The following is a 12322-nucleotide window of genomic DNA, read 5'->3' on the forward strand; positions in this document are numbered from 1 at the left end:
TAAATAAGAGCAAATTTTTAGAGGTGATTTTTCAAAGTAACTTCCACTTGCCTGACCGAAGTGGAAGTTAGTCTGAAATGGATTTTTATGGTGGAATTAAGTATGAGACGTTAGATTTTTTCAAAAAATTTTCTAAAACAAACAGGATTTGTTTGACATTTATTTGAAAATTCTGTAAAATGAATTATTATATCGTTAAAGGAGAATATATATGGAAAAACAGAAAACATTTTTTGGACATCCTATTGGTTTGTCCACCCTCTTCTTCACAGAGATGTGGGAGCGCTTTTCTTACTATGGGATGCGAGCTATCCTACTTTACTATATGTACTATAGTGTGCAAGATGGTGGGTTGGGGATGGATAAGACCACGGCTGCATCGATTATGGCGATTTATGGCTCGCTGGTATTTTTGTCCGCGGTTATCGGTGGTTTTGTCAGTGACCGTATTTTAGGAAGCCGTAAGACCGTCTTTTACGGTGGGATTCTGATTATGCTAGGGCATATTGCTTTGGCAACACCTTTTGGACAAGTGGCTCTCTATCTTTCTATTGCCTTGATTATCTTAGGAACTGGATTTTTAAAACCCAATATCTCAGATATGGTTGGGGGAATTTATGAGAAAGAGGATGATAGACGGGATGCAGGTTTTAGTATCTTTGTCTTTGGTATTAACTTAGGTGCCTTCGTTGCCCCTTATCTAGTGGGTTATCTAGGTCAGGAAGTCAATTTCCATCTAGGTTTCTCATTAGCTGCCGTTGGGATGTTCTTTGGTCTGGTGAAGTATGTTTTAGATGGGAAGAAATACCTGCCTGAATCAAGTCTTTACCCTACTGATCCACTTTCACAGAAGGACCAGCAGACCTTGATTAAACGCTTGCTGATTACACTTGTCATAGTTATTCTCGTGGTTATAGGCTTAGTCTTAATTCACCAGTTTAACGTGGATATGATTGTTAATATCTTTACAGTGATTGCGGTAATCATTCCAATCTACTATTTCTTTAAGATTTTATCTAGTCAGAAAATAACTGCTACTGAGAGATCCCGAGTATTTGCCTACATTCCTCTATTTATCGCTGGAGTACTCTTCTGGTCGATTGAGGAGCAGGGTTCTGTTGTTCTCGCTCTATTTGCGGATGATCAAACTCGACTTTACATTAATGTATTTGGGAATCAGATTCATTTCCCATCTAGCTTTTTCCAAAGTATCAATCCACTTTTCATTATGATTTATGTGCCAATTTTTGCGTGGTTGTGGGGGAAAATGGGTAAAAAGCAACCGTCCTCTTCTAAGAAATTTGCTTACGGTTTATTTGCGGCAGGTTTATCTTTCTTGTGGATGATGTTACCAGGGATGTTCTTTGGGACAGATGCTAAGGTCAGTCCTTTCTGGTTGATTATGAGTTGGGCTATTGTGATTGTGGGTGAAATGTTGATTTCGCCGATTGGTCTATCAGTCACTAATAAGCTAGCACCAAAGTCCTTTCAAGCACAAATGATGTCTATCTGGTTCTTGAGCGATGCTGCTGCCCAAGCTATCAATGCTCAAATTGTAAAATTTTATACAAGCGAAACTGAAGTTGCTTACTATGGAATTGTTGGAGGAATTACGATTGTATTCAGTATTATCTTACTCTTCTACGTTCCACGTATTGAAAAACTAATGTCTGGTATCAAATAGAGAAAAACTGGAATTTCTGTAGGGATTCTAAAAGTTAGATCAATTATTTATTCAAAGGATTTAGTTCTGTATTGTACAGGGCTAAGTCCTTTTAGTTTGATTAAAACTCACGATGTTTATGATATTCCTAGTAGACATTTGTCCACTTTTCTATTTAATACTCAATGAAAATCAAAAATCAAACTAGGAAACTAGCCGCANNTTGTAGATGAAACTGACGAAATATATATGGCAAGGCAACGTTGACGCGGTTTGAAGAGATTTTCGAAGAGTATAAGTCAAAGCCAATCAAAAAATCTCACTATTCTTAGGCTAAAGAAACCTAATCATAGTGAGATTGTGAATTATAGTAGTTTTTGTATTGCCTCTTCAATTTGTTTTGGGTCTGTTTTTGAAGAGAAGCGTTCAAAGACTTGCCCATCACGACCGATGAGAAATTTAGCGAAATTCCATTCAATTCGTTTTCCTAGTGGGCCAGATTTCTGGTCTTTCAACCAAACATAGAGGGGATCTGCCTCCTTACCGTTGACCTTGATCTTGGCAAAACGTGGGAAAGTGGTTTGATAGTGTAGGCTACAGAAGGCGTTGATTTCCTCTGCGCTACCTGGTGCTTGTCCCATAAACTGATTGCAAGGGAAGTCTAAAATCTCAAAACCTTGTTCTTGATAGCGATCATAGAGTTCTTGAAGTCCTTGGTACTGGGGCGTTAAACCACATCCAGTAGCAGTATTGACAACCAAGAGAACTTTCTCACGATAGCTCTCCAAGGGAGTTGATTGGTTGTTTTGGTCTAAAACGGAAAAATCATAAAGTGAAGTCATTGCTTGCTTTTCTCCTTCTGTTTGGTATTTTTAGGAGTTTTCTCCTCCTGTAGGGATAGAAAGCCGTAGGTCAGGGTTCCGAAAATGCTACCGATAATCAGGCCATACATTAGGAAAGGACCACTTTTATCAAATTGCATGAGGAGCTTCACAAAATCTGAAAAGGACATCTGCTGAACGAAGACTTTATGAAAGATGAGTAGGGTAAAGAAGCCAATCTGAAGACCGATAAACACAACCCAGCTTCGAAATTTGATTTGGGCTTTGCTGTAGGTTTTGAGGATGATTTCTGACTTGTCATCTTTTTCAAGATGGAGTTCTTTGACGGCTCTTTGAGTTTTTAAAGTAATGAAAAAAATGAGTCCAGAGTAAAGGTAGGGCATGGCATAGCGAACGGCCTCTATGAAGCGTCCAAATAACAGATAAAACAAGAAGAGGAAGAAGGAAGAATAAACGATTTGAACCATAGAACGGGCACAAGCTTTGTAGATAATCTCTTGTCTGCATTCATCAAAAGGGCCTTGGATGTGAAAGAGATTTCGAAGTAAGCGAGTGGTTAAGTCATCTTTTTTCATACTAGTAACCTCCTAAATGAGCAGTTTTACTGATTTTCTTTTACGAATTGATAGAGATAATAAAGATAAGTGATAGAAGAAAGGCTAGCGATAGTCAGCAGTAAATAATATTTCCAATCGCTTGAGATGAGCATCAGTTGTGGTAAAGATAGAATCATAAAGCATAGTGCTAAGTTGAGTATGCGTGTTTTTTGGGAGTCAATCTTTAGATAAGTCAGTCCTTTGTTAAGGGCTGGAACAAAGACTAGCACGAGGAATATCTCTCTGATTAAGTTCCCTGAAACGATGATGAAGATGAGCAGAGAACTGAACAAAAGATGATAGGTAAGTAAAGTTAGTAATGATTTCATAGGGCACCTCTTAATCCTGGTCTTTTTTAGCTCTTGCAATACGAAGTGAGTCGACAATATGTATCATCACTCCGAAAAAGAAAGCTCCCAGTATAGTTTTAAAAATATGTTTTGTATTTAGAAGAGAACTGATAAAATTTGGATTTTCACTTGTTAGGGTATCAATGAGTGGAATTATAAAAAATATCACTGTTCCATAAATCGAACCTGCTTTCAGACCAGGATAACGTAACTGTTTCTTTTCTTTTTTCATAGTTTCCTCCTAATCCTCATCCGGATCTTTCTTAGTTTTTGCAATGCGACGGGAGATGATAATTTGTATAATCACTCCGAAGAAGAAAGACTGGAGAATACTTGAAAAAATATTTTTAAAAGCGAGAAGTGACTGAAGATAGTCCTGACTCTCACCTAGCAGTATATGGAGAAGAGGGGTTGTAAAAAAACTCATTAATCCATAGACTATTCCAGCTTTCAGACCAGGGTAATGTAGTTGCTTACTTTCTTTCTCACTCAGCATATCTGGATCAATAGCTGTAATCCCTGTTTTTTTGGTTTGGGAGAGCACATAGAGAGCAGAAATCATCGAAATGCCGAATACCACAATAGGATAGCCGATAGCGATAATTTGCGGGTATTTATAAGCGAGGACAAAGGGGATGAGATTTCCAAATGTCATCAGATAAAAGAGGATGATAAAGACTTGATTGCCGATACGATCAGCCTCGCGTCGTTTGTGTTCATCAAGTGGTCCTGAAATGCCATAAATGCGTTTGATCAGTTTTTCCGTGAAGGTTTCTTTTTTCATGAGTTTGCTCCTTTTTTAAAAATCTTCCTCCCAAAAGAGACTGTTGAGGTCAGTTTGGAGGCTGCGGGCGAGATTGAGACAGAGTTCCAGGGTTGGATTGTACTTGTCGTTCTCAATCATATTGATGGTCTGTCTCGAGACACCGATATCCTTGGCTAGCTCTAGCTGGGAAATACCCAATTCCTTGCGAAATTCTTTCACACGATTCATCTGGTCTCCTTTCTGATTTGTGTCGTATATATTTGACTATATTATAGTCTTTTAAATATGAAGTGTCAAGTATTTTTGACATATTTTTTGAAGAAATAGTAGTCTCCTTGTCCGATTTGTCTGACTAGTGCAAGCTGGTCGGATTTGTGGTAAAATAGATAAGATATGACAAAAGAATTTCATCATGTAACGGTCTTACTCCACGAAACGATTGATATGCTTGACGTAAAGCCCGACGGTATCTACGTTGATGCGACTTTGGGTGGAGCAGGCCATAGCGAGTATTTATTAAGTAAATTAAGTGAAAAAGGTCATCTCTATGCCTTTGACCAGGACCAGAATGCCATTGACAATGCGCAAAAACGCTTGGCACCTTACATTGAAAAGGGAATGGTGACCTTTATCAAGGATAATTTCCGTCATTTACAGGCACGTTTGCGCGAAGCTGGTGTTCAGGAAATTGATGGAATTTGTTATGACTTGGGAGTGTCTAGTCCTCAATTGGACCAGCGTGAGCGTGGTTTTTCTTATAAAAAGGATGCGCCACTGGACATGCGCATGAATCAGGATGCTAGTCTGACAGCCTATGAAGTGGTTAACAGTTATGACTATCATGACTTGGTTCGTATTTTCTTCAAGTATGGAGAGGACAAATTCTCTAAACAGATTGCGCGTAAGATTGAACAAACTCGGGAAGTCAAGCCAATCGAGACAACGACTGAGCTGGCAGAAATTATCAAGTCGGCCAAACCTGCCAAGGAGCTCAAGAAGAAGGGCCATCCTGCCAAGCAGATTTTCCAGGCTATTCGAATTGAAGTCAATGATGAACTGGGAGCGGCAGATGAGTCCGTCCAGCAGGCTATGGATATGTTGGCTCTGGATGGTAGAATTTCAGTGATTACCTTTCATTCCTTAGAAGACCGCTTGACCAAGCAATTGTTCAAGGAAGCTTCAACGGTTGAAGTTCCCAAAGGTTTGCCCTTCATCCCAGATGATCTCAAGCCTAAGATGGAATTGGTGTCCCGTAAGCCAATCTTGCCAAGTGCAGAAGAATTAGAAGCCAATAACCGCTCGCACTCAGCCAAGTTGCGCGTGGCCAGAAAAATTCACAAGTAAGAGGGAAAAAGATGGCAGAAAGAATGGAAAAAACAGGTCAAATACTACAGATGCAACTTAAACGGTTTTCGCGTGTGGAAAAAGCTTTTTACTTTTCCATTGCTGTAACCACTCTTATTGTAGCCATTAGTATTATTTTTATGCAGACCAAGCTCTTGCAAGTGCAGAATGATTTGACAAAAATCAATGCGCAGATAGAGGAAAAGAAGACCGAATTGGACGATGCCAAGCAAGAGGTCAATGAACTATTACGTGCAGAACGTTTGAAAGAGATTGCCAATTCACACGATTTGCAATTAAACAATGAAAATATTCGAATAGCGGAGTAAGATATGAAGTGGACAAAAAGAGTAATCCGTTATGCGACGAAAAATCGGAAATCGCCGGCTGAAAACAGACGCAGAGTTGGAAAAAGTCTGAGTTTATTATCTGTCTTTGTTTTTGCCGTTTTTTTAGTCAATTTTGCAGTCATTATTGGGACGGGCACTCGCTTTGGAACAGATTTAGCGAAGGAAGCTAAGAAGGTTCATCAAACCACCCGTATAGTTCCTGCCAAACGTGGGACTATTTATGACCGAAATGGAGTCCCAATTGCTGAGGATGCAACCTCCTATAATGTCTATGCGGTTATTGATGAGAACTATAAGTCAGCAACGGGTAAGATTCTTTACGTAGAAAAAACACAATTTAACAAGGTTGCAGAGGTCTTTCATAAGTATCTGGACATGGAAGAATCCTATGTAAGAGAGCAACTCTCGCAACCTAATCTCAAGCAAGTTTCCTTTGGAGCAAAGGGCAATGGGATTACCTATGCCAATATGATGTCTATCAAAAAAGAGTTGGAAACTGCAGAGGTCAAGGGGATTGATTTTACAACCAGTCCCAATCGTAGTTACCCAAACGGACAATTTGCTTCTAGTTTTATCGGACTAGCTCAGCTCCATGAAAATGAAGATGGCAGCAAGAGCTTGCTGGGAACCTCTGGGATGGAGAGTTCCTTGAACAGTATTCTTGCAGGGAAAGATGGTATTATTACCTATGAAAAGGATCGTCTGGGTAATATTGTACCTGGAACAGAACAAGTTTCCCAACAGACGGTGGATGGCAAGGATGTTTATACAACATTGTCTAGTCCGCTCCAATCTTTCATGGAAACTCAGATGGATGCCTTTCTAGAAAAAGTAAAAGGTAAGTATATGACCGCGACTTTGGTTAGTGCTAAAACGGGGGAAATTCTTGCAACGACGCAGAGACCAACCTTTGATGCCGATACTAAGGAAGGACTTACCAAGGACTTTGTTTGGCGTGATATTCTTTATCAAAGTAACTATGAACCAGGATCAGCCATGAAGGTTATGACGTTAGCTTCTTCTATTGATAATAATACCTTCCCAAGTGGAGAATACTTCAATAGCAGTGAATTCAAAATAGCGGATGCGACGACTCGAGATTGGGATGTTAATGAGGGTTTGACTACTGGTGGGATGATGACTTTCTTACAAGGTTTCGCTCACTCCAGTAATGTTGGAATGAGTCTACTTGAACAAAAAATGGGAGATGCTACTTGGTTGGATTATCTAAAACGCTTTAAATTTGGGGTTCCAACTCGCTTTGGCTTGACAGATGAATACGCTGGTCAACTTCCAGCTGATAATATTGTTAGTATTGCTCAAAGCTCATTTGGGCAAGGAATTTCAGTGACACAAACACAAATGCTTCGTGCCTTTACAGCTATTGCTAATGATGGAGTTATGCTGGAGCCAAAATTTATAAGTGCTATTTATGATACTAACAATCAGTCTGTACGTAAGTCACAAAAAGAAATAGTAGGAAATCCTGTTTCCAAAGAGGCAGCAAGCACAACTCGAAATCACATGATCTTAGTTGGGACGGACCCTCTATATGGAACTATGTATAATCACTACACAGGAAAGCCAATTATAACAGTTCCTGGACAAAATGTAGCAGTTAAATCCGGTACGGCTCAAATCGCTGATGAGAAAAATGGAGGATACTTGGTTGGTTCTACCAATTATATTTTCTCAGCTGTGACTATGAATCCTGCTGAAAATCCTGATTTTATCTTGTATGTAACGGTTCAACAGCCTGAGCATTATTCAGGTATCCAGTTGGGAGAATTTGCCACCCCAATCTTGGAGCGGGCTTCAGCTATGAAAGAATCTCTCAATCTTCAATCTCCAGCCAAAAATTTAGATAAAGTTACGACAGAATCTTCTTATGCAATGCCTAGCATCAAGGATATTTCACCTGGTGAGTTGGCGGAAGCCTTACGCCGAAATATTGTGCAACCAATCGTTGTAGGTACTGGAACAAAGATTAAAGAGACTTCTGTAGAAGAAGGGACCAATCTTGCACCAAACCAACAAGTTCTCCTTTTATCGGATAAGGTAGAAGAAATTCCAGACATGTATGGCTGGAAAAAAGAGACTGCCGAGACCTTTGCTAAATGGTTGGATATTGAACTGGAATTTGAAGGTTCAGGTTCCGTTGTTCAGAAGCAAGATGTTCGGACTAATACAGCTATCAAAAACATTAAAAAAATTAAATTAACTTTAGGAGACTAATATGTTTATTTCTATTAGTGCTGGAATTGTGACATTTTTACTAACTTTAGTAGGAATTCCGGCCTTTATCCAATTTTATAGAAAGGCGCAAATTACAGGCCAACAGATGCATGAGGATGTTAAACAGCACCAAGCAAAAGCTGGGACTCCTACAATGGGAGGTTTGGTTTTCTTAATTACTTCTGTTTTGGTTGCTTTCTTTTTTGCCCTATTTAGTAGCCAATTCAGCAATAATGTAGGAATGATTTTGTTTATCTTGGTCTTGTATGGCTTGGTCGGATTTTTAGATGACTTCCTTAAGGTCTTTCGTAAAATCAATGAGGGGCTGAATCCCAAGCAAAAATTGGCTCTTCAGCTTCTAGGCGGAGTTATCTTCTATCTTTTCTATGAGCGTGGGGGCGATATGCTTTCAGTATTTGGTTACCAAGTGCATCTAGGGATTTTCTATATTTTCTTCGCTCTTTTCTGGCTAGTCGGTTTTTCAAATGCAGTCAACTTGACAGATGGTATTGACGGTCTGGCTAGTATTTCCGTTGTGATTAGTTTGTCTGCCTATGGCGTTATTGCCTATGTGCAAGGTCAGATGGATATTCTTCTAGTGATTCTTGCCATGATTGGTGGTTTGCTCGGTTTCTTCGTCTTTAACCATAAGCCTGCTAAGGTCTTTATGGGGGATGTAGGAAGTTTGGCTCTCGGTGGGATGTTGGCAGCAATCTCTATGGCCCTCCACCAAGAATGGACTCTCTTGATTATTGGAATTGTTTATGTCTTTGAAACAAGTTCAGTTATGATGCAAGTCAGTTATTTCAAAATGACTGGTGGCAAACGTATTTTTCGTATGACACCTGTCCATCACCATTTTGAGCTTGGAGGATTGTCTGGTAAAGGAAATCCTTGGAGCGAGTGGAAGGTTGACTTCTTCTTTTGGGGAGTGGGACTTCTAGCAAGTCTCCTGACACTAGCAATTTTATATTTGATGTAAGAACGGCACCCTGATTTTTCAGGGTGTTTTTGCTTTTTAAAAAATATTGGTCAATTAAAGTCAAAATCCTTGACCTTTTCTGACTAATGTAGTATATTATGAACGTAAGGTAAATGAAAACCTTACGTGAACACTTATACTCAATGAAAATCAAGAACAAACTAGGAAGCTAGCTTTAGGCTGCTCAAAACACGGTTTTGAGGTTGCAGATAGAGCTGACGTGGTTTGAAGAGGTTTTTGAAGAGTATAAAAAATATTGGTCAGTCAAAGTCAAAATCCTTGACCTTTTCTGACTAATGTAGTATATTATGAACGTAAGGTAAATGAAAGCCTTACTAGAACGCTTATTTAAAGTAAAAAAGAAAGAGGTGGGTCTATGTTTCATCTAGAAATCTTTAGAAGTAAAGATAGTCTACTCCTGCTTGAAAAAGAAAAACCAGAAATAGTACCTAGAGTAGCGATTTAGCTAGTCTAAATTTTTTAAAACAAAGGTCAAAGATAGTCAATATCAGTAATAATAAATAACAAAAAGAGGTAAAGAATATGAACAACAACTTTAATAATTTTAACAACATGGATGATTTATTTAACCAATTGATGGGTGGTATGCGCGGATACAGTTCTGAAAATCGTCGTTACTTGATTAATGGACGTGAAGTCACACCTGAGGAATTTGCTCACTATCGTGCAACTGGTCAATTACCAGGAAATGTAGAAGTTGATGGCAAAATGCCACAACAGGCTTCAGGTATGAAACAAGATGGTGTCCTTGCTAAACTAGGGCGAAACTTGACAGCAGAAGCTCGCGAGGGCAAGCTGGATCCTGTTATCGGACGAAACAAGGAAATTCAAGAAACATCTGAGATCCTCTCACGTCGTACCAAGAACAATCCTGTTCTGGTCGGAGATGCAGGTGTTGGTAAGACAGCTGTTGTCGAAGGTCTTGCTCAAGCAATTGTGAACGGCGATGTTCCAGCTGCTATTAAGAATAAGGAAATTATTTCCATTGATATTTCAGGTCTTGAGGCTGGGACTCAATACCGTGGTAGTTTTGAAGAAAACGTTCAAAATTTAGTCAATGAAGTGAAAGAAGCAGGGAATATTATCCTCTTCTTTGATGAAATTCACCAAATTCTCGGTGCTGGTAGCACTGGTGGAGATAGTGGATCTAAGGGACTTGCAGACATTCTCAAGCCAGCCCTCTCTCGTGGTGAATTGACAGTGATTGGGGCAACAACTCAAGACGAATACCGTAACACCATCTTGAAGAATGCAGCTCTTGCTCGTCGTTTCAACGAAGTGAAAGTAAATGCTCCTTCAGCAGAGGATACCTTTAAAATCCTTCAAGGAATTCGTGACCTTTATCAACAACACCACAATGTCATCTTGCCAGACGAAGTCTTGAAAGCAGCGGTGGATTATTCTGTTCAGTATATTCCTCAACGTAGTTTGCCCGATAAGGCTATCGACCTTGTCGATGTAACGGCAGCTCACTTGGCAGCTCAGCATCCAGTAACAGATGTTCATGCTGTTGAACGTGAAATTGAGGTAGAAAAAGACAAGCAAGAAAAAGCTGTTGAGGCAGAAGATTTTGAAGCAGCTCTAAACTATAAAACACGTATCGCAGAATTGGAAAAGAAAATCGAAAACCACACAGAAGATATGAAAGTGACTGCAAGTGTCAACGATGTGGCTGAATCTGTAGAACGAATGACCGGTATTCCAGTGTCACAAATGGGAGCATCAGACATCGAGCGTTTGAAAGATATGGCTCATCGTCTGCAAGACAAGGTGATTGGTCAAGATAAAGCCGTAGAAGCTGTTGCTCGTGCTATCCGTCGTAACCGTGCTGGTTTTGATGAAGGCAATCGCCCAATTGGTAGCTTCCTCTTTGTAGGTCCAACTGGAGTTGGTAAGACAGAACTTGCTAAACAATTGGCGCTTGATATGTTTGGAACTAAGGACGCAATCATCCGTTTGGATATGTCTGAATACAGTGACCGCACAGCTGTTTCTAAGTTAATTGGTACAACAGCAGGATATGTGGGTTATGATGATAATAGCAATACCTTGACAGAACGTGTTCGCCGCAATCCATACTCTATCATTCTCTTGGATGAAATTGAAAAGGCTGATCCTCAAGTCATTACCCTTCTCCTCCAAGTTCTAGATGATGGTCGTTTGACAGATGGTCAAGGAAATACAGTAAACTTCAAGAACACTGTCATTATCGCAACATCAAATGCTGGTTTTGGCTATGAAGCCAACTTGACGGAAGATGCGGACAAACCAAAATTGATGGACCGTTTGAAACCATTCTTCCGTCCAGAGTTCCTAAACCGCTTTAATGCAGTTATCGAGTTCTCACACTTGACCAAGGAAGACCTTTCTAAGATTGTGGATTTGATGTTAGCTGAAGTCAACCAAACCTTGGCCAAGAAAGAGATTGATTTGGTAGTCAGTCAAGCAGCTAAGGACTATATCACAGAAGAAGGTTACGATGAAGTCATGGGTGTTCGTCCTCTCCGTCGCGTGGTTGAACAAGAAATTCGTGATAAGGTGACAGACTTCCATTTGGATCACCTAGATGCCAAACACCTAGAAGCAGATATGGAAGATGGTGGTTTGGTTATTAGTGAGAAAGCTTAACTAGAGATTTTGAGAATAAAAAAAGAAGGAACCAGCTGAAAAACTGGTTCCTTTTTTGTGTTTAGATCACATGACGTTCAAAAGCATCGTCTGAAATCCCTTGTTCTAGGATGAGTTTAGCCCATTCTTTAGCAGAAAAGAGGCTGTGATCCTTGTAGTTTCCGCAAGATTCGATTGTTGTTCCAGGGACATCTTCCCAAGTAATAGTCTCAGCGATTTCCTTGAGCGAATCCTTGATAACTGCTGCAATATCAGCGCTAGTATGACGTCCCCACATAATCATGTGGAAGCCTGTGCGGCAGCCAAATGGTGAACAGTCAATCATACCGTCGATGCGGGTACGGATGAGTTTGGCTAAGAGGTGCTCGATAGTGTGAAGGCCAGCGGTAGGGATCGAATCTTCATTGGGTTGCACTAAACGAATATCATAATTGGAGATGATGTCTCCCTTTGGCCCTATTTCTTCCCCAATCAAGCGAACATAGGGTGCTTTAACAATGGTGTGGTCAAGTTCAAAACTTTCGACAATAACTTCTTTTGACATG

13 protein-coding genes are annotated in these 12322 nt (G+C 39.9%); 6 read left to right on the forward strand and 7 right to left on the reverse strand.

Going from position 1 to position 12322, the window contains the following annotated elements:
- Positions 1-211 precede the first annotated feature (211 nt).
- Positions 212-1684 (forward strand): peptide MFS transporter, encoded by a 1473-nt coding sequence (locus HT698_RS02765; protein ID WP_173218014.1) that lies wholly within the window; start codon positions 212-214, stop codon positions 1682-1684.
- A 344-nt stretch (positions 1685-2028) separates the two neighbouring features.
- Here HT698_RS02765 and HT698_RS02770 read toward each other — a convergent pair whose 3' ends face one another.
- From HT698_RS02770 to HT698_RS02795, 6 genes are read right to left on the reverse strand one after another with little or no spacing between them, the layout of a single operon-like run.
- Complete coding sequence (locus HT698_RS02770) at positions 2029-2505, reverse strand: glutathione peroxidase (RefSeq protein ID WP_173218012.1); 477 nt, start codon at positions 2503-2505, stop codon at positions 2029-2031.
- Positions 2502-3080 carry a DUF3278 domain-containing protein gene (locus tag HT698_RS02775; protein WP_173218010.1) on the reverse strand — a complete coding sequence of 193 codons (579 nt, stop codon included), beginning with the start codon at positions 3078-3080 and terminating at the stop codon, positions 2502-2504. The genes HT698_RS02770 and HT698_RS02775 overlap by 4 nt, the downstream gene beginning before the upstream one ends.
- 26 nt (positions 3081-3106) lie before the next feature.
- Positions 3107-3430 carry a hypothetical protein gene (locus tag HT698_RS02780; RefSeq protein WP_050203691.1) on the reverse strand — a complete coding sequence of 108 codons (324 nt, stop codon included), beginning with the start codon at positions 3428-3430 and terminating at the stop codon, positions 3107-3109.
- A 10-nt stretch (positions 3431-3440) separates the two neighbouring features.
- Positions 3441-3683, reverse strand: coding sequence for a hypothetical protein (locus tag HT698_RS02785; protein WP_000711739.1), 243 nt, complete (start codon positions 3681-3683; stop codon positions 3441-3443).
- A 9-nt stretch (positions 3684-3692) separates the two neighbouring features.
- The gene (locus tag HT698_RS02790; protein ID WP_173218008.1) at positions 3693-4235 is read right to left on the reverse strand and encodes a DUF3278 domain-containing protein; all 543 of its coding nucleotides are present in this window, start codon (positions 4233-4235) and stop codon (positions 3693-3695) included.
- Between the two features lie 15 nt (positions 4236-4250).
- On the reverse strand, positions 4251-4445 hold the full coding sequence (locus tag HT698_RS02795; protein ID WP_001082472.1) for a helix-turn-helix transcriptional regulator: 195 nt from the start codon (positions 4443-4445) through the stop codon (positions 4251-4253).
- A 165-nt stretch (positions 4446-4610) separates the two neighbouring features.
- Here HT698_RS02795 and rsmH point away from each other — a divergent pair, with 165 nt between their 5' ends.
- From rsmH to HT698_RS02820, 5 genes are all read left to right on the forward strand, one after another.
- Positions 4611-5561 (forward strand): 16S rRNA (cytosine(1402)-N(4))-methyltransferase RsmH, encoded by a 951-nt coding sequence (gene rsmH, locus HT698_RS02800; protein ID WP_050105838.1) that lies wholly within the window; start codon positions 4611-4613, stop codon positions 5559-5561.
- 11 nt (positions 5562-5572) lie between these two features.
- Complete coding sequence (ftsL, locus tag HT698_RS02805; protein WP_000840840.1) at positions 5573-5890, forward strand: cell division protein FtsL; 318 nt, start codon at positions 5573-5575, stop codon at positions 5888-5890.
- Positions 5891-5893: 3 nt separating this feature from the next.
- Complete coding sequence (gene pbp2X / locus HT698_RS02810; protein ID WP_173218006.1) at positions 5894-8146, forward strand: penicillin-binding protein PBP2X; 2253 nt, start codon at positions 5894-5896, stop codon at positions 8144-8146.
- A gap of 1 nt (position 8147) precedes the next feature.
- Entirely contained in the window at positions 8148-9128 is a 981-nt protein-coding gene (gene mraY / locus HT698_RS02815) for a phospho-N-acetylmuramoyl-pentapeptide-transferase (RefSeq protein WP_173218004.1), read from the forward strand.
- A gap of 543 nt (positions 9129-9671) precedes the next feature.
- Complete coding sequence (locus HT698_RS02820; RefSeq protein ID WP_173218002.1) at positions 9672-11777, forward strand: ATP-dependent Clp protease ATP-binding subunit; 2106 nt, start codon at positions 9672-9674, stop codon at positions 11775-11777.
- A 61-nt stretch (positions 11778-11838) separates the two neighbouring features.
- Here the strand turns inward: HT698_RS02820 and HT698_RS02825 are convergent, their stop codons facing one another.
- Positions 11839-12321, reverse strand: coding sequence for an S-ribosylhomocysteine lyase (locus tag HT698_RS02825; protein WP_173218000.1), 483 nt, complete (start codon positions 12319-12321; stop codon positions 11839-11841).
- Position 12322: the final 1 nt, after the last annotated feature.

Source organism: Streptococcus sp. 3109 (genome assembly GCF_013276905.1).
GTDB lineage: Bacteria > Bacillota > Bacilli > Lactobacillales > Streptococcaceae > Streptococcus.